The sequence below is a fragment of the Ruegeria sp. HKCCD7296 genome (assembly GCF_013110775.1).
Classification (GTDB): Bacteria; Pseudomonadota; Alphaproteobacteria; order Rhodobacterales; family Rhodobacteraceae; genus Ruegeria.
Genome location: NZ_WVRF01000001.1, coordinates 519,730 through 537,500 on the forward strand (window position 1 = coordinate 519,730; position 17,771 = coordinate 537,500).

General features: G+C 56.5%; 18 protein-coding genes and 1 pseudogene (1 of these 19 running past the window's edge). 10 read left to right on the forward strand and 9 right to left on the reverse strand.

The window, feature by feature from the left end; genetic code table 11:
- Positions 1-20 precede the first annotated feature (20 nt).
- The 4 genes from mtgA (at position 21) to GS632_RS02600 (ending at position 4,665) form a co-directional block, all read left to right on the forward strand.
- A complete protein-coding gene (mtgA, locus tag GS632_RS02585; protein WP_171178815.1) occupies positions 21-755 on the forward strand; it encodes a monofunctional biosynthetic peptidoglycan transglycosylase in 735 nt (244 codons plus the stop codon).
- 58 nt (positions 756-813) lie between these two features.
- A complete protein-coding gene (locus tag GS632_RS02590) occupies positions 814-1,479 on the forward strand; it encodes a glutathione S-transferase family protein (protein ID WP_171093340.1) in 666 nt (221 codons plus the stop codon).
- 72 nt (positions 1,480-1,551) lie between these two features.
- On the forward strand, positions 1,552-2,589 hold the full coding sequence (gene queG, locus GS632_RS02595; protein WP_171721711.1) for a tRNA epoxyqueuosine(34) reductase QueG: 1,038 nt from the start codon (positions 1,552-1,554) through the stop codon (positions 2,587-2,589).
- Between the two features lie 72 nt (positions 2,590-2,661).
- Positions 2,662-4,665 (forward strand): hydantoinase/oxoprolinase family protein, encoded by a 2,004-nt coding sequence (locus tag GS632_RS02600; protein WP_171721536.1) that lies wholly within the window; start codon positions 2,662-2,664, stop codon positions 4,663-4,665.
- A gap of 39 nt (positions 4,666-4,704) precedes the next feature.
- Here the strand turns inward: GS632_RS02600 and msrA are convergent, their stop codons facing one another.
- Together msrA and msrB are read right to left on the reverse strand one after the other, a co-directional pair.
- The gene (gene msrA, locus GS632_RS02605; RefSeq protein ID WP_171178821.1) at positions 4,705-5,217 is read right to left on the reverse strand and encodes a peptide-methionine (S)-S-oxide reductase MsrA; all 513 of its coding nucleotides are present in this window, start codon (positions 5,215-5,217) and stop codon (positions 4,705-4,707) included.
- A complete protein-coding gene (gene msrB / locus GS632_RS02610) occupies positions 5,217-5,663 on the reverse strand; it encodes a peptide-methionine (R)-S-oxide reductase MsrB (RefSeq protein WP_171721535.1) in 447 nt (148 codons plus the stop codon). The genes msrA and msrB overlap by 1 nt, the downstream gene beginning before the upstream one ends.
- A gap of 146 nt (positions 5,664-5,809) precedes the next feature.
- On the opposite strand from msrB, the gene GS632_RS02615 reads away from it, so the two are divergent.
- Complete coding sequence (locus tag GS632_RS02615; RefSeq protein WP_171178825.1) at positions 5,810-6,331, forward strand: glutathione peroxidase; 522 nt, start codon at positions 5,810-5,812, stop codon at positions 6,329-6,331.
- On the opposite strand, the gene GS632_RS02620 is transcribed toward GS632_RS02615, so the two are convergent.
- Entirely contained in the window at positions 6,307-7,194 is an 888-nt protein-coding gene (locus GS632_RS02620; protein ID WP_171721534.1) for a DMT family transporter, read from the reverse strand. The genes GS632_RS02615 and GS632_RS02620 overlap by 25 nt on opposite strands.
- 182 nt (positions 7,195-7,376) lie before the next feature.
- Here GS632_RS02620 and GS632_RS02625 point away from each other — a divergent pair, with 182 nt between their 5' ends.
- Both GS632_RS02625 and GS632_RS02630 read left to right on the forward strand, forming a co-directional pair.
- Positions 7,377-8,573: a BCCT family transporter gene (locus tag GS632_RS02625; protein WP_171721710.1), complete on the forward strand. Its 1,197-nt coding sequence runs from the start codon at positions 7,377-7,379 to the stop codon at positions 8,571-8,573.
- A gap of 115 nt (positions 8,574-8,688) precedes the next feature.
- Positions 8,689-8,922, forward strand: a complete 234-nt coding sequence (locus tag GS632_RS02630) for a hypothetical protein (protein ID WP_171721533.1) — start codon at positions 8,689-8,691, stop codon at positions 8,920-8,922.
- 58 nt (positions 8,923-8,980) lie between these two features.
- Here GS632_RS02630 and GS632_RS02635 read toward each other — a convergent pair whose 3' ends face one another.
- From GS632_RS02635 to GS632_RS02650, 4 genes are all read right to left on the reverse strand, one after another.
- Positions 8,981-9,268, reverse strand: coding sequence for an HU family DNA-binding protein (locus tag GS632_RS02635; RefSeq protein ID WP_050605937.1), 288 nt, complete (start codon positions 9,266-9,268; stop codon positions 8,981-8,983).
- A 130-nt stretch (positions 9,269-9,398) separates the two neighbouring features.
- The gene (locus tag GS632_RS02640) at positions 9,399-10,862 is read right to left on the reverse strand and encodes an AMP nucleosidase (protein WP_171178831.1); all 1,464 of its coding nucleotides are present in this window, start codon (positions 10,860-10,862) and stop codon (positions 9,399-9,401) included.
- Positions 10,859-12,661, reverse strand: a complete 1,803-nt coding sequence (ade, locus tag GS632_RS02645) for an adenine deaminase (protein ID WP_171721532.1) — start codon at positions 12,659-12,661, stop codon at positions 10,859-10,861. The genes GS632_RS02640 and ade overlap by 4 nt, the downstream gene beginning before the upstream one ends.
- 164 nt (positions 12,662-12,825) lie before the next feature.
- Positions 12,826-13,695 carry a LysR family transcriptional regulator gene (locus GS632_RS02650; RefSeq protein WP_171178835.1) on the reverse strand — a complete coding sequence of 290 codons (870 nt, stop codon included), beginning with the start codon at positions 13,693-13,695 and terminating at the stop codon, positions 12,826-12,828.
- Positions 13,696-13,809: 114 nt separating this feature from the next.
- Between GS632_RS02650 and GS632_RS02655 the strand changes: the two genes are divergently transcribed.
- Both GS632_RS02655 and GS632_RS02660 read left to right on the forward strand, forming a co-directional pair.
- Positions 13,810-14,565: a class II aldolase and adducin N-terminal domain-containing protein gene (locus tag GS632_RS02655; RefSeq protein ID WP_171178837.1), complete on the forward strand. Its 756-nt coding sequence runs from the start codon at positions 13,810-13,812 to the stop codon at positions 14,563-14,565.
- A 23-nt stretch (positions 14,566-14,588) separates the two neighbouring features.
- Positions 14,589-15,578, forward strand: a complete 990-nt coding sequence (locus GS632_RS02660) for a sterol desaturase family protein (RefSeq protein ID WP_171721531.1) — start codon at positions 14,589-14,591, stop codon at positions 15,576-15,578.
- Between the two features lie 24 nt (positions 15,579-15,602).
- Here the strand turns inward: GS632_RS02660 and GS632_RS02665 are convergent, their stop codons facing one another.
- Positions 15,603-16,235 (reverse strand): class I SAM-dependent methyltransferase, encoded by a 633-nt coding sequence (locus GS632_RS02665; protein ID WP_171721530.1) that lies wholly within the window; start codon positions 16,233-16,235, stop codon positions 15,603-15,605.
- Positions 16,236-16,323: 88 nt separating this feature from the next.
- Here GS632_RS02665 and GS632_RS02670 point away from each other — a divergent pair, with 88 nt between their 5' ends.
- Complete coding sequence (locus tag GS632_RS02670; protein ID WP_171721529.1) at positions 16,324-17,169, forward strand: SDR family oxidoreductase; 846 nt, start codon at positions 16,324-16,326, stop codon at positions 17,167-17,169.
- A 4-nt stretch (positions 17,170-17,173) separates the two neighbouring features.
- On the opposite strand, the pseudogene GS632_RS02675 reads toward GS632_RS02670, so the two are convergent.
- A pseudogene (locus tag GS632_RS02675) lies at positions 17,174-17,771 on the reverse strand (GMC family oxidoreductase) (it continues 1,022 nt past the right edge of the window).

The following is a 17,771-nucleotide window of genomic DNA, read 5'->3' on the forward strand; positions in this document are numbered from 1 at the left end:
GTGCGTCGTATAGCTGAGACATGGCGAAGAAAGCAGCCCGCAAATCAAGCGGTAAGAATAAGAAGGCATCCAGCAAGAAAACACCAGTGGCGCAACAACTTCGCCGTTGGGTGATGCGAGTCGCATTGGCGGCTGTCGCGTTGGTTGTCGCGTTGGTCTTGCTGTATTCAGTTGTAAATCCGCCGGTAACCCACACCATATGGTCGGAGTGGCGTCGGTTGGGCAAGGTTGAGCGCGAATGGGTCTCGATTGAAGAAATCTCTCCCATCATGGCGCGATCCGTCGTTGCGGCTGAGGATGCAAATTTCTGCCTGCACTGGGGATTCGATGTCGAGGCCATTCGTGACGCGATTGAGGGCGGCGGCAATCGCGGTGCGTCGACCATCACACAACAGGTGGTGAAGAACGTATTCCTGTGGCAGGGGCGCAGTTGGGTCAGGAAAGCGATGGAAACCTCGATCACTCCGGTCGTCGAGGTTTTCTGGAGCAAGCAGCGCATTCTGGAAGTTTATCTGAACGTCGCGGAAACCGGGAATGGAGTGTTTGGCGTTGAAGCAGCGGCACAGCGTTATTTCAACAGAAGTGCAGCGCAGTTGAGCTCGGTTCAGGCGGCGCGGATTGCTGCCATCCTGCCATCTCCGCGCAATCGTTCGGTCACGGATCCAAGCGTGCGCACGCGTCGGCGTGCGGCTGCGATTATGGATGGGGCGGCCACCATCCGCGCAGATGGTCGCGCAGATTGTTTCGAGGATTGAAACCCGCCTCCCTCAAGGGCTAAATCAGTCAGGAATTCACTGGTTCGATTGGAAGCCCATGGCGCGTCTGTTTCACGTTCCCCTCTCTCCGTATTGCCGCAAGGTCCGATTGTCTTTGGCCGAGAAAAAGATCGAGGTTGAATTGGTCGAGGAGCGATACTGGGAACAGGATCCGGACTTTCTGCGCCGAAATCCGGCGGGAAAAGTGCCGGTGTTGCGTTTGGACGGGCAAATCATGTCGGAAAGTGCGGCGATCTGCGAATATATCGAAGAAACCCGCCCCGAGCCGCCCTTGATGCCGAAAAACCCCGAAGCTCGGTTTGAAGTTCGTCGCCTTGTGGGATGGTTTGACGACAAGTTCCATCACGAAGTGACATCGAAGCTTTTATATGAGCGAGTGAACAAGAAAGTGACCGGTCAGGGATACCCGGACAGCAAGAATGTCAAACAGGGTGCCAAGGCGATCAAGTATCATCTGGACTATATGGCCTGGCTGCTGGATCACCGCCGATGGCTGGCCGGGGATCAAATGACTTTGGCCGATTTCGCGGCGGCGGCACATTTGTCGGCGCTGGATTATATCTCGGACGTGGACTGGAACCGCAGCCAGGTGGTCAAGGATTGGTACGCGAAGATCAAGTCGCGCCCAGCGTTTCGGTCCATTCTGGCGGATCAGGTGCCAGGGTTTCGGCCGCCGCCTCATTACGCCGATCTGGATTTCTGATAGGGTTCAGCAGGGGGCTGCCTGCCCCCATCGCGCCGGGCGCGCGATTCCCCCGGAGGTATTTTGGGCCAGATGAAGAGCGGATCGGACCTGAAGAAAAAGCTGGTGCAACAGGCCCTGGCAGAGGGGTTTGTGGCGTGTCGGGTGTGCCGTCCTAGGGATGTTCCGCAGGTGCCCGAACGCCTTGGGGCGTTTTTGGAGGCTGGGTATCACGGACAGATGGGGTGGATGGCTGAGCGGGTGCATTGGCGCGGTGATCCCGCTGCCCTGTGGCCTGAGGCGCGGTCTGTGATCATGTTGGCTGAAAGCTACACACCAGAACATGACCCGACGGAGGTTCTGAATTATCCAGACCGGGGCGCGATTTCGGTTTATGCGCAAAACAAGGATTACCACGATCTGGTAAAGAAACGGCTGAAGCGATTGGCGCGGTGGCTGGTTTCTGAAGCCGGAGGTGAGGTGAAGGTGTTTGTCGACACCGCACCCGTCCCGGAAAAGGCATTGGGGCATGCGGCTGGACTAGGGTGGCAGGGAAAACATACCAACTTAGTGAGTCGGGAATGGGGTAATTGGGCCTTTATAGGCTCTGTCTTTGCAACAATTGAACTACCGACGGACGAGCCGGAGGTAGATCACTGCGGTTCATGTCGCGCTTGCTTGGACAGCTGCCCGACCGACGCATTTCCAACCCCGTATCAGTTAGATGCGCGGCGGTGCATTTCATATCTGACCATTGAACATAAAGGTCCGGTGGAGATCGAGTTGCGTAGCAAGTTGGGTAATCGAATCTATGGATGCGATGATTGTCTGGCGGCTTGCCCATGGAACAAGTTTGCTGTTGCCGCGAGCGACATACGTTATGCCGCCCGGGACGATCTGAAAGCGCCTGTACTGAGCGAATTGGCTGCGTTGGATGATGCGGGTTTTCGCACGAAATTTTCCGGATCACCTATCAAGCGCATCGGGCGAGATCGGTTCGTGCGAAATGTGCTTTATGCGATTGGAAACTCGGGACAGCCGTGTTTGATATCTGTCGCTCGGGCGCTCACAGAAGATCCGGATCCAGCCGTGGCTGATGCTGCGCGCTGGGCGGTGGAACAGTTGTTATAAATGCCGCAAACAGGCTGGACGCGTCGCGCATAACCGCTACACCCATCCGCAGCAAACAGTAAGGAGGATCCGATGACGCTGTCATTGGGGGTAGATACAGGCGGCACCTATACTGACGCGGTGTTGATCCGGGACGAGAAAGAGGTGATTGCTTCGGCCAAGTCCCTGACCACGCGCGCGGATCTGGCGATTGGCGTGGGCAATGCGATTTCGTCTGTTTTGGAAGAGGCGCAGGTTGCGCCGGATCAGATCGCGATGGCGTCTTTGTCGACAACACTGGCCACAAACGCTCTGGTCGAGGGGCAGGGTGGACGTGTGGCCCTGATCTATATCGGGTTCAAGCATAGCGATCTGCAAAAACATGGCTTGAAGGACGCACTAAAGGACGATCCGGCCCTTGTGATTGCGGGTGGGCACACACATTCGGGCGGCGAGGCCGCGCCGCTTGATGTCGCCGCCTTGGAGGCGTTTTTAGACACTCATAAAGGGGTTTCGGGCTTTGCTATTGCATCTCAGTTCGCGACCCGCAACCCGGCGCATGAGCTGGAAGCAGCGCGGGTTGTGTTGCAAAAGACCGGTGCGCCGGTGACATGCTCGCACCACCTGTCTGCCAAGCTGAACGGCCCTAAGCGCGCTGTGACGGCGGTTCTGAATGCACGATTGATCGGCATGATCGACCGTCTGATCGGGCGTGCGCAAGATCAGTTGCGCGCATTGGGGATCACGGCCCCGATGATGGTGGTGCGTGGCGATGGCGCATTGATGAGCGCCGAACAGGCGCGGGAACGCCCGATTGAAACGATTCTCAGCGGCCCAGCGGCCTCGATCGTCGGGGCGCGCTGGCTGACCGGGGCGGAAAATGCGCTGGTGTCCGACATTGGTGGCACCACAACGGATGTGGCGTTGATCCGGGATGGAAAGCCCGCGATTGATCCTGCCGGTGCGCAAGTGGGTGGGTTTCGAACCATGGTCGAGGCTGTGGCGATGCGCACCCATGGTCTGGGCGGCGACAGCCAGGTGCACGTAGTGACCGAAGGATTGCAGAGCGGTGTGTTTCTGGGGCCACGGCGTGTTCTACCTGTGTCTTTGATCGCGGCAGAGGCGCCAGATGTTGTGCATGCCATTCTGGATACACAGTTGCGGGCCACAACGGTCGGAGAACATGACACTCGATTTGTGCGACGCGTGCCGGGGGTCCATGCTGACGGCGTGGGCGTACGGGAAGAGATTTTGTTGGAGCGTCTGGGCGATCAGGTCCTCCCCCTTGGCGCGTTGCTGCGGTCACGGATGGAGAATGGCGCTCTGAACCGCTTGGTCGACCGCGGGATCGTTCAGGTCTCGGGTGTGACACCCTCGGATGCCAGTCACGTACTTGGGCGCGTCAATGCCTGGGACGCCGAAGCAGCGCGCAAGGCCTTGGAGCTGGTGGCCCGCAAACGGGTCGGCTCGGGGGACATACTGGCAAATTCGCCGGAAGCCCTGGCACAGATGATTGTGGATCAATTGACGGAACAGACCAGTTTGACCTTGTTAGAGGCTGCTTTTGACGAAGAGCAGGATGGTTTCGGCTTGTCACCACAAGAGTTGGCGCGACATGTGTTGACGCAGCGTGGGTTGGCGCAACATCGTGGGTTGCTGTCGTTGAATGCCGCGTTGAATGTGGATGTGGTGGGTCTTGGGGCGTCAGCCCCCAGCTATTACCCGGCTGTGGGTGAGCGGTTGCATTGCCGCATGATCCTGCCCGAACACGCGGGTGTAGCGAATGCAATCGGTGCTGTTGTTGGTCGGTTGACCATGCGGCGGTCAGGTACGGTCACGTCACCGACCGAAGGGCGGTATCGTGTGCATCTGGAGGATGGGCCACAGGATTTCGCGGTGTCCGAAGAAGCTCTGGATTTGTTGGAACGTGTTCTCAAGTCCGAGGCTGAGGGCGCTGTAAGAGAAGCTGGTGCGGAAGATATCCGGGTGATTGTGGATCGCGATATCAAAACGGCGCGGGTCGAGGCCAAGGATGTGTTTGTCGAAGCCATGATTACGGTTGAGGCAAGCGGGCGACCAAGGGTGGCGACAGGCTAGCCCCCCTGAAAGGTTCAGAGGGGCCGGGCAGGTGGTGCTTTATTCTGCGGCGCTGGCGCGTTTGGGCAAGACCCAGTCCGGGCGCGGGAAGTGGCAGGTATAGCCGTTGGGGATACGCTCCAGATAATCCTGGTGCTCTGGCTCGGCCTCCCAGAAATCTCCGACAGGTTCGACTTCGGTCACGACCTTGCCGGGCCACAAGCCACTGGCGTTCACGTCAGCGATGGTATCGACCGCGACCTGTTTTTGCGCGTCGTCCAAATAGTAGATCGCCGAGCGATAGCTCATGCCGCGATCGTTGCCCTGACGGTTAATCGTGGTCGGGTCGTGGATTTGGAAAAAGAACTCCAGCAGGTCGCGATAGCTGATCTGCGACGGGTCAAACCAGATCTCGATCCCTTCGGCGTGGGTACCGTGGTTGCGATAGGTCGCGTTGGGCACATCGCCGCCGGTGTAACCGACGCGGGTGCGTGAAACGCCCGGCAATTTGCGGATCAGGTCCTGCATGCCCCAAAAACATCCCCCGGCCAGTACAGCGCGTCGTTCGGTCATCAGATGTCCTCCACATGAATCAGATATTCGCCATACCCTTCGGCTTCCATGTCATCGCGGTGGACGAACCGAAGAGAAGCGGAATTGATGCAATAACGTAGCCCGCCATGTTCGCGCGGGCCATCGGGGAAGACATGCCCCAGATGGCTATCGCCGTGTTTCGAGCGGACCTCGGTCCGGATCATACCATGGGTCGTGTCGCGAAACTCTTCCACATGCTCATGGATGATCGGCTTGGTAAAGCTGGGCCAGCCACATCCGGATTCGTATTTGTGGGTAGAGGCAAAAAGAGGCTCACCCGATACGATGTCCACATAGATACCCGGTTCCTTGTTGTTCAGGTATTGTCCAGTGCCCGGACGTTCGGTGCCGCTGCGTTGAGTGACGTGAAACTCTTCGGGCGAAAGCGCAGCGATGGCCGTGGGGTCTTTGGTATAGCGAGTCATGGATCCTCCGGCAGAATTTTTTATTGCGCCATTATCTGAGGGCTGCAGGGTGGAAAGCAAAGCGATATTTCAAACCGCTCTCGCAGTCGTGCAAGTGATCTGGAGTGTGCCGTTCTGCGTATCAATTTAAAAAGGGAGGGCAAGACATGTTCAGATTGCTGCTTTTGACTGCCTTGATCTTGTTGGGTCGCGCCGTTCAGGCTGCGCCGGTGACCGGTGAGTTCGCCTCGATCGACGGGGGCACATTGGCCATTGAAGATTGGCGTGGCCAACCCGTGCTGGTGGTCAATACCGCGTCACACTGTGGGTTCACCGGGCAATATAAGGCTCTACAAAGGGTGCATGAGACCTATTCCGGCAAAGGGCTGGTCGTGCTTGCGGTTCCCTCAGATTCGTTCAATCAGGAACTTGGGTCCGCGGAAGAGGTAAAGCAGTTCTGCGAGATGAACTATGGGCTGACGTTGCCGATGACAGATATCACGCCGGTTAAGGGAAAAGACGCTCATCCGTTTTACAAGGCTGTTGCCGCCCAGACTGGGTTCACACCGAAATGGAACTTTAACAAGATCCTGATCGACCCAGCGGGCGAAGTGGTTGCGACTTATGGTTCAAACGTCAAACCCGACTCACGCAAATTGTTGAATCAGGTGGAAGCTTTGCTGCCCTGAGCGGGTTGACGCGATAGTTGGACTGCAAGAATTCCAAGCGTTGTGACAGCGACACCAACCGCGTCCAGCGCGCCTAGTTTTTCACCTAGCAATATCGCTGCGATTGTGACCCCGAATACGGGGTTCAGGAAGTGGAAGGTCGCTGCCCGGACGGCACCAATGCGATCCAGCAGCAGAAACCATATCAGTGTGGCAAGCAGCCCAGGGAACAAGGTGGTGTATGTGAAAGCCAGTGCCAGCGGCACCGTTGGATGGATGTAAATGGTTTCAAAGATCGGCGCAGCGACAAACAAGACAGCCGAGCCAACCAGCATTTGCAGCCCCACGACCATCATGAAATTCCCGCCAGACGTCGCGCCGCGAACCGCTAGTGTGGCGAATGTCAAAGCAAGCGCTCCGATACCGCAAAGCGAGACACCGAACATGTCAACACCAGCGCTTATCCTGCTGCTCATGATCAGGGCAACACCTGCGAAACCAGCAAAGAGACCCAGAATGCCCAGCGGAGGTAGCTTTTCACCAAAGATCAGCCATCCTGCAAGTGCAACCAACAAAGGCATTGTAGATGCAATAATGGCCGCAACCGAAGCCTCAACTGTTTGCATAGCGTAGAAATTCAGACCCAAATAAAGGGCATTTTGACAAATCCCGAACAGGATCGTCGCGCGCCACTGGTTTTGGGTGAGGTGCCAGCTTTGGCCCATTGCCCTTGCAATTATCACGCCCAGAACACCAGAAATCAGGAACCGCAACGCCAGCGAGAACAAAGGTGAGGCATCTGCAACGATGATCCGCGCCGAGGTAAAGGCAGATGACCAGATCAGAGCAAATGTAAGCCCCATGGCTATGGCGCGCAGATCCATGGAGACCCCCTGTCATGTTCGGCGGACTGTTCCCGATTTTCCAGCTCGCTGCAAGTTGCCTGCGCCAAAAAAGACACGCAGGTAACATGCGGTGTGATTTGTGCATGTTTTTATTGATTGATCAGCCAATAAATTATAACGGCGTGACGATCTGACCAAACAAGGGAGGTTTGTCAGTGCTTCTGGAGTACATTCTATCTTTTGGCGTCCTGCTGGCATTGGGCCTGGTCGCTTTCTTCGTCGTGAAATGGTGGAACCTGCGTTGCGTTGGTGTGACACCGGTTCATCTGTTCACGTTCATCGCGATCCTGTTCACATCCGGTCTGGATGTCGGCCTGATCATGTTCCCACTGACAGAATTCGGTGGCTATGCCGAGGACCCTGCTTATGCATTTGCCAACCCGCTCGCGATCGAGTTTGGGTTCTGGGGCTTCCTGATCTGGGCGTTCTACTTCCTGACAGCCTTCTATTTCTGCGTGATCGAACCACGCGTGAAGTTCTTTGAGATTCCGCTGGTCAAGCTAATCAATAACGTGGTCATCATCGGCACCTGCGCCTTCACCGCCAGCCTGTTCCTGATCTATCTGCCCGGCTATCTGCCCGAAGTCGGAGACGGAGAGTCCGTTGTAACAACGTTCTACATAATCGTTTTTGTCGTCATTCTGGCAGCAGCCTACTCGTCGACTGACCTGAAATACGTACGCATCCTGTCGGTGGGTTCGACCTTTCTGTTCCTCGCGCTGATCATCGGAATGTGGGTTGCGGCAGGCATGGGTGTGACTGGCTTTGTGGAAACCGGCAGCAATATCGGCGCTTATTTCGCCAACCTTCACAAGTTTGTCCTGCCGCTGACCGACTATCACGCCTTCTATCTGTTCTGGTGGTTCGCTTGGTCGATCATGATTGGTCAGTTTACCTCGCGATTTGTGGGCGGTCTGACCACGTGGCAATTGCTGGCGGCGCTGCTGATCTTTCCATCCATCCCGCTGGGGATCTGGTTCACCGTCCTCTACTATTACCATTTGAACGGTATCAGCACCGCAGGAATCACCAATATCGCGATGGTGATCGTTGGCGTAACCTTCGTGATCAACTCGCTCGACTCGTTGATCCGCTTGTATACCGACAACCTGAATATGACGGTCGAACGGTTCGGTAAGGCCGCTTATGTGGCCGGCAACGTTGCGCTGTTGTTTGTTCTGACCCTGTTATTCCAAAGCCAGTGGCTGCAAATCCAGTGGATCGGAGCGGTGGTTGTCGGTCTGTATCTGGCCTGCGTGGTCTATATCCTGATCACAAAGCGCAAGGAGGTGTTGAGCATCGATGCGATGCCAGAAGACCGCGATCTGGACTTCCATAAGGTTGAGACGGTTCACTAATTATCCGTCACAAGAATGTTCCAAGGGGCGCCGTTTGTGGTGCCCCTTTTTCGTCTTATCTTGGCGACTGCAGGTTTTGCCCTATGTTTCAAAGGGCATTTGAAAGGGTCGGAACGTGTTGGAAGAAAAACGCAAAGATCTGGACTCGGAGAAGCAGAAGAAAATTCTGCTGCGCCTTGTGGATGCGCTCAGCCAGCTTGATCCCGATCTATATTTTCGGCCGACCAGCGACATCGCTTTGTATCTGGAAAAGTACATTCGCAGCGATGCAAAGCTCACATCCGACGAACGGTCGCTGATGGAGAGGTTGAGTCGCCGCGACCTGGAGGTTTTGCTGAGCCTGCACTGAGGCCAAAGAAAAAGGGCCCCCAATTGGCGGCCCTTGATCATGTCGAAAAAAACGGAACTTAGCCGTTCACGCTGTCCTTCAGCGCTTTTGCAATGGTCATTTTCACAACCTTGTCGGCTTCTTTGGTGAAGGTCTCACCAGTGGCCGGGTTGCGAACCTGACGCTCGGGGCGCTCGCGGCAGTAGATTTTGCCAACGCCGGGCAGGGTGACTGCGCCACCGGCAGAAACTTCGCGTGTGATCAGGCCGGTCACGGCCTCAAGCGCGGCGTTCGCCGATTTCTTGTCGGTTCCCATTTCCTCAGCGAGAGCAGCAACCAGCTGAGTCTTAGTCATAGGCTTTGCCATTTCTTGGTCTCCTTAACGTGCCCGATCCATAGGGCCTCACCGCGTAACTGTAACGGGATATTGTGGCCAAACACAACGAATAGTAGCGCTGAAACCCCTAAAAATATAGGGAAAACGTTGCTTTTTTGCGTCAGAGGAAGGCTGTTTCGTCAAACGAACGCAATTTCCGGCTGTGTAACCGTTCAAGCGGCATGCCGCGCAAGTGTTCCATCGCTTTTATTCCGATAGCCAGATGACGGCTGACCTGCGTGGTATAAAAGGATGAGGCCATACCTGGCAGCTTCAATTCGCCATGTAGCGGTTTGTCCGAAACGCACAGCAACGTGCCGTAGGGAACACGGAAGCGGTAGCCATTTGCAGCGATGGTGGCGCTTTCCATATCCAGCGCAATCGCCCGCGATTGGCTGAGGCGCTGGACCGGACCGGATTGATCGCGCAATTCCCAGTTGCGATTATCGACCGAGGCTACAGTGCCCGTCCGCATGATCCGCTTCAGTTCGTACCCTTCCAACTCTGTCACTTCGGCCACGGCGCGTTCCAGCGCTACCTGGATCTCGGCCAAGGGTGGGATTGGAACCCAGACCGGCAGATCGTCATCCAGAACCTTGTCGTCGCGCAGATAGGCATGGGCAAGGACGAAATCCCCCAACGCCTGCGTGTTGCGCAGCCCGGCACAATGGCCGACCATTAACCAGGCGTGTGGGCGCAGCACCGCAATGTGGTCCGTTGCGGTTTTTGCATTCGACGGACCAACACCGATATTCACCAACGTGATCCCCGAACCGTCTTCCCGCTTGAGGTGATAGGTCGGCATCTGCGGCAGTTTCAGCGGCTGTTCAATCGCTGCCTCTGGGTCCGTGATCTCGGCGTTTCCGGTCGAAACAAAGCTGGTATAGCCGCTGGCGGGATCTGCCAATTGCTCGCGGGCGTAGTTTTCGAATTCCGAGACATAGAACTGATAGTTCGTGAACAGCACGTGGTTCTGGAAATGGCTTGCATCGGTCGCTGTGTAATGCGCCAGACGAGCCAGCGAATAATCCACGCGCTGGGCGGTAAACAGCGACAGGGGTCCAACGACATCCTCGTGATCATGCACACCGTTGACGATGTCGTCGTTGGTTGTGCTCAGATCTGGTACATCAAACACGTCACGCAGGGTGAACGCGGCCGCTCCCTGATGTGGCACAACCAGATCAGAATTGTTCGCCACAGCAAAATGCACCGGGATGGGCGTTTCTGACGCCGCAATTGTCACCGGCTGGCCGTGGTTCTTGATCAACAAAGCAATCTGTTGTGTCAGGTAAGACCGGAAAAGATCGGGCCGTGTCACCGTGGTGGCATGGACGCCGGGCTCTGAGACGTGACCAAAGCTCAGGCGGCTGTCGACCTGCGCGTAAGTGGACGTTTGAATGCGAATTTCCGGGTAATAGGCTCTGTATCGTGCGGACGGAGCACCTTCTTGCATCGCCTTGGAAAAGCTGTCGCACAGGAATTCCGTGGCTTGTGTGTAAAGCTCTTCCAAACGGGCAACGGCGGCTGCTGGATCGGTGAATTGCTCTGGCGCTTGTGAGTCAGGGGTCAGAAGTGTCGTCATGCCAAAGGTTCCAAAAGGTCGATTTTTTCGAAAGTGCGCACGTCTACCAACCCCAGATCCGATATTCTGAGTTCAGGGATCACGACCAGCGCCAGCAGAGAGTGCTGCATATACGCGTTGTTCAGATGACAGCCGCAGTCCTGCATGGCTTGCACCATCTCATCGGCTTTGGCTGCGACCTCGGCGGCGGGGCTGTCGGACATCAGGCCAGCAATGGGCAATTCGACCAGCGCCAGTTCCTGCCCGTCGCGGAAAATGGTAATGCCGCCACCCACTTCGGCCAGTCGGTTGGCTGCCAGTGCCATCTGTTCCTTATCCGTGCCTACGACAATCATATGATGACTGTCATGCGCCACGGTCGAGGCCATGGCCATCTTGCCCTGATATCCAAAGCCCGAGACAAACGCATTGGTCACTCCACCCGTCGCCCGATGCCGTTCGACCAGAGCGATTTGGCAAACATCACCTTCGCCCTCGACCAGCCCGCCAATGATTGGCAGTTCGGCCTTCAGCGCCTTTGTCGGGGCTTGGTTTTCAACTACGCCGATGACATTGGCCCGTACCCGGTTCGCACCGGCCGGTGCCTTGATCTCAAAATCGGCCGAGCTTAGCGCATGGCCCAAATGAACAGTGTTGCGCGCTTTTTGGGGCCAGTTCAAATGCGGACAATCGACCTGAATTACTCCGTTTTCCGCGACCACTTTCCCTCGTGCAATCACTATCTCGATCGGCAGGCTCGTCAGGTCCGAGCTGAGAATGATATCCGCCCTCCGTCCTGGCGTGACGGATCCGATTTCGCGTTCCAGCCCGAAATGCGTGGCTGTATTGATTGTCGCCATTTGCAAGGCGATCAGAGGCTCACATCCACAAGCAATCGCATGGCGCACTACGCGGTTCATATGTCCGTCATTCACCAACGTGCCCGAGTGGCAGTCATCGGTACACAGAATGAAGTTGCGCGGGTCCAGCCCTTTCTCGGTCACGGCGGTGATTTGGCTTTCGACATCATACCAGGCCGAGCCCAAGCGCATCATCGACCGCATTCCTTGGCGAACCCGAGCAATGGCGTCGGCTTCGCAGGTGCCTTCGTGATCGTCCGCTGGCCCACCGGCCACATAAGCTGCAAAATTAGATCCTAAATCAGGCGAAGCGTAATGCCCGCCCACAGTTTTGCCTGCTCGCTGTGTGGCTGCAATCTCGGCCAACATCTTGGGATCGCCGTGGATTACGCCCGGAAAATTCATCATCTCACCCAGCCCGATGATGCCTGGCCAACTCATGGCTTCTGTCACATCTTCGGGCGTGATTTCATAATCCGTGGTTTCCAGCCCCGGCGCAGATGGCGCACAAGATGGCATTTGGGTGAAGATATTGACCGGTTGCATCATCGCTTCGTCATGCATCATGCGCACACCTTCAAGACCAAGCACATTGGCGATCTCATGCGGGTCGGTGAACATGCTGGTCGTACCGTGCGGGATGACCGCACGGGCGAATTCGGTCGGGGTGAGCATGCCAGATTCGATATGCATATGCGCATCGCACAGGCCGGGCAAAATATAGCGCTCGCGCGCGTCTATGATCTGTGTGTTCGGTCCGATGCAATGCGAGGCGTCAGGTCCCACAAAAGCAATCCGTCCTTCTGCAATCGCAACGGAATGATCCGGCAGTAACTCGCGGCTGTGTACGTTTACCCAAACACCGCCCTGAATGATCGTGTCTGCAGGCGCGCGTCCGGCCGCGACTTCGATCAACTTGGGGGCGACATCGGGCCAACTTGGGAAAGGTGTGTATTCCATGGCTCAACTTTCACGAATGCGCGAGCGGGTGCAACCCCGGTTCTGCGTCGTCACAAATAGATCATAGATTCCTGTTTGGCCTCCATCCACTTGCAGCCAACTCGTGCTGCCCGACCATCGGACAGGTGCGCAATGGCCTTGGGCAACGGCGGGAGCTTACCGGATTACGTTGTTGACCCAATTTCGCGCCGAATCCAATTCGCAAAAGCCACTGCACCGGGCGTGTCCTCGGCCTGCGGGGATAGCAGCAAATAATATGCCTCGGGCATTGGTGCGCGATGTTCGAATGGCGCGACAAGCTGCCCGCGTTCGATCAGGTGTTGTGCAATGGCGTCGTGCGCCAGGCACAGGCCCCCGCCTGCCGTGACTGCAGAAAGGCAAACCAGATAGGTTGTTGCATAGGTAATCGATGGATTGCCCCATGTTAGACCCTGCTCCTCTGCCCAGCTTGACCAATTGGACAGCAGATTGGAGCAATCAAACAATGGCTTCTCCTGAAGATCGTCCAGACTCACCTGATACCCCGGGGCACAGACCGGATAATAGTGTTCAGTGCGCAGCATTTCAGTCCGGGTGGTGTCCGACGGGCGCAACGAAAAGCGAATCTCAACCGCGGCGCCTTCGGCCATCTCTCGCGGTTCCCAGAGTTCGGTGAAGATATTTAATTGTACATCGGGATGCTCGGCCTGAAACATCGGCAGGCGCGGGGCCAGCCAATTGACGGCAAAGCTGATGTTGCACTGCACCTGAACGGCGTTTGGTTGCGCACCGGTGACAGCCTGTGTGCCGCGCATCAGAGTTCGAAACGCTTCTCGGACCACTGGCAAATAGGTGATTCCGGCCTCGGTCAGTTCTAACGCCTTGGGGCGGCGCAGGAATAGGGGCTGACCCAGATGGCCTTCCAGCGATTTGATCTGTTGGCTGACGGCGCTTTGGGTCATGTTTAGGTCCCGAGCCGCGCCAGTGAATGACAAATGACGCGCTGCGGCCTCAAACGTACGCAGCCAGCCCAGCGGAGGCAGCTTATTCTGCATCGACATAATCCCGGCATTAGTTTTGCTAATGGGATAGTGTTGTTTTTTTCGTTGGTCAAACGGGCAGACCAAATGCAGGCTTTACAAAAGGTCAGCCGCAATAGGAGCCCACGCATGAGTGTTACCAACCTTCGCCCCAATATCGACCACTGGTCCGAACGCGTGGATATGGCTGCCGCGTTCCGCTGGACTGCGCGGTTGAATATGCATGAGGCTGTCGCCAATCATTTCAGCCTTGCTGTGAACGATGACGGCACGCAGTTCCTGATGAACCCCAACCAGGCGCATTTCTCGCGCATCCGCGCGTCGGACTTGCTGCTGTTGGATGCCAATGACCCCGAGGTGATGTCTCAACCTGGCGCGCCGGATCCCACGGCATGGGGATTGCATGGGTCAATCCATCGCCACTGTCCGCACGCGCGTTGCGTCATGCACGTGCATTCGATCTTTGCGACAGTTCTGGCCTCGTTGGCCGACAGCACTTTGCCACCGATCGATCAGAACACCGCAACGTTCTACAATCGCTATGTGATTGACCAAGAGTTTGGTGGGCTGGCCTTCGAAAATGAAGGTGAACGCTGTGCTGGAATGCTGACGGACCCAAAGAAAAAGGTCATGATCATGGGCAACCATGGCGTTTTGATCATCGGTAGTGACCCCGCAGATACCTTCAACAGGTTGTACTACTTCGAACGCGCCGCCGAGACGTATATTCGCGCGTTGCAAACGGGCCTGCCCCTGCGTGTGTTGTCGGATGAGATTGCCGAGAAAACCGCAAAAGAGCTGGACGACTACCCCGATCAGGCCGAAGCCCATCTGCGTGAGATAAAGGCGATTCTCGACACAGAGGGCTCGGACTACGCATCCTAACCGCCAATTCTTCAGAGAGCCTCATGACAGATATCGCCCCGGATCCCGAAACCGCCCGCTGGCACTATCATCCCGAAGGCCCCGTAGGTCTGAACCCTCTGTTCAGCTGGCCACCGCGCCCTGCGGCTGTGCTGAAATGGTACAGTGGCGCGTGGTTACAGATCACGTCCCTGACCTTGTGCATGGTCCTGGCGGTAACGGCCTATGCCTTCTTTTTCCCCGAATTAGAGACGATGAAGAGCTTCGCGCCCGGTTGGATGTTTCGGATCTGGCTGTTGAACATGGTGCCGCAAATCCTGGTCGCCGGTGCGCTACACTGGTGGCTTTACATGCGCAAAGGGCAGGGCATGTATAAAAAGTTCGACCGCCGGGATCTGCCGCGGAACAACGGCGTGTTTACCTTCCGCAATCAGGTTTGGGACAATATCTGGTGGACGCTGGGCAGCGCCATGACAGTGGCAACGGTTTACCAGTGGATTATCTACTGGGCGATGGCCAATGGTTGGGCACCAACGATCACTTGGGCTGAAGCTCCGGTTTGGTTTGTCGTCTGGATGATGTTCATCCCCATGTGGTCTGGCTTGCACTTTTACTGGATACACCGGTTGGAGCATCATCCAAAGCTCTACAAACACGTCCACGCCGTTCATCACCGTAATGTAAACGTTGGACCATGGTCTGGCATTTCGAACCACTGGTATGAAAACCTGTTGTATTTCACCACCTACTTCATCAACCTGATTGTGCCGTCTCATCCGCTGCATCTGTTGTTTCACAGCTCTTTCCAACAGATCAGCCCGGTTCTGTCGCATTCAGGGTTCGAAAAACTGAAGGCAGGAGAGACCGACGCTGCGCGGGCCGGGGATTTCTTCCACCAGCTTCATCACCGGTATTTCGAGTGCAACTACGGCACGTCCGAAATCCCGTTTGATAAGTGGTTCGGCACCTACCACGATGGATCGGCTGAGGCGACGACACGTACGCGCGCTTATAAAAAGCAGATGTATACTTGATTGGGCCGATTTAATCGCCTTGGGTTAAACCCGTTCGAACAAGGCAACAAATGCCCTATCGTCCTTGTTCGGACCGGCGGCAAGATCGCCATAAATACGAACCTCGGGCAGGGTCAGATTTCGAATCTGACCTTGTTCCAATTGGCGCAGCATGTCTGTGAAACCCAGCTTTTCGAAATGACGGGCATTGATCGAAATGGCAAACTGCGCGCCGGGCCGTGCGATACGCAACAGCGCGGGAAAGACCTCGGGGCCAAGATGACCATGGGTGAAGGTCCCGGATGAGACGACGCCGGAATAGTTTTCGCGCGGTACCGGGATACCTTGGGTCACGTCTGCTTCGATCGCGTCGCGGTAGATATCCTTGCGCATGGCCTGATCCAGCATTTCCGTGCTCATATCAGTTGCGTCTATCGGCCCGACGCCCAGCCCGGACAACACAGCGCCGCAAAGGCCTGTGCCTGCGCCGACGTCCAGAACCGGGCCTTGACCGCCAGCACGCACAAATGCCCGCGCCGTGTGGGTGTGCAGCAAGTAGTCTTCGCGCGCGGCGATGCTGTCATCATAATCCCCAGCCCATTCCGCATAGAGGCGTTTGTGTTCATCAGGTGAGTTCAGCGTATAGGCCGAATGCAAATCGGGTTTCTTGTCGCTCATACCCAACAGAAAGCCGCATCCAAAGATTCGAATCAAGTGCGTCCATGCAGCGCTTGCATCCCGATGCGCTGAGGCCCATCAAAGGGGCATGACTCAGACGCTTTTTTCATTTGGCCATGGTTATTCCGCACAGGCCCTGTCCCGACATATTGCTCCGAAAGGCTGGCGCATTCTTGGCACCACACGTGACAGCGAGGGTATGGAAGCCATCCGTGACTCGGGTGCAGAGCCGTTGGTCTGGCCAGGACAGGAACCGAACCTGGATGGGGTGACGCATCTGCTGATTTCGACCGCCCCGAATGCAGGGGGTGATCCGGTCTTGGCGGCGCTGGGTGATGAAATCGCCCGCCGCGCGGCTCAATTCACATGGGTTGGATATTTGTCGACAACTGCCGTCTATGGCGATCATCAGGGTGGATGGGTTGACGAAGATACGCCTCCGGCACCAACGGCCAAACGCGGCAAATGGCGCATGCTGGCCGAGCAGCAATGGTCGTCCATTCCCGACCTACCCATCCATATCTTCCGGCTGGCGGGAATCTACGGGCCGGGCCGGGGTCCACTTTCCAAGCTCAAACGCGGCGGGTTGCGGCGTATCATCAAGCCGGGGCAGGTTTTTTCGCGCATTCACGTGGAGGACATCGCGCAAATCCTCGACGCCTCGATGACCAACTCCAACCCGGGTCGCGTCTACAATGTATGTGACGATGAACCCGTCCCGCCACAGGACGTCATTGGTTACGCTGCTGAGCTACAAGGTCTTCCCCTTCCGCCGGCGGTATCCTATGAAGAGGCCGACCTGACGCCAATGGCGCGCAGCTTCTATAATGAAAACAAGCGTGTGCGTAACAGTCGGATCAAGGACGAGCTAGGCGTGACTTTGATCTATCCCAATTACAGGGTCGGGTTAGACGCCTTGATGAAAGGCCAGTAGCACCTTAACCCGCTGCTGACCTGATCATGTCCGCTGCTTTTTCCGCAATCATGATGGTCGGCGCATTTGTATTTCCGGATACCAGCTTTGGCATGATTGACGCATCGACAACACGAAGCCCCTCCAACCCGTGCACACGCAGTTGGGGATCCACAACTGCCATCGGATCGCGCCCCATTTTGCAGGTGCCGACCGGGTGATAGATCGTATCGGCGCGGGCGCGGATGTGTTTTTCCCAATCGGCATCCGTCTGGGCGGTGTCCGTTCCGAACATCTCTTTGTGTCGGTATTGTGCCAAAGCAGGCGCTTCAAGGATATCCCGAGTCATCCGCGCCCCTTTGATCATAGTTTCAAGATCCCGCGCGTCGGATAGAAAAGCGGGATCAATGGCCGGTGTGTCCATTGGGTCGGCGCTGCGCAGCCCAACTGCCCCCCGGCTGTCCGGGCGCAATTTGCAGACATGACAACCATACCCGTATCCGTAGTGCAGTTTGCGTGCATGATCATCGACCATTGCGATTGTGAAATGTAGCTGGATATCGGGGCGTTCCAGATCAGGGCTGGTTCTCAGAAAGGCTGCCCCTTCGGCAAAGGGTGTGGCG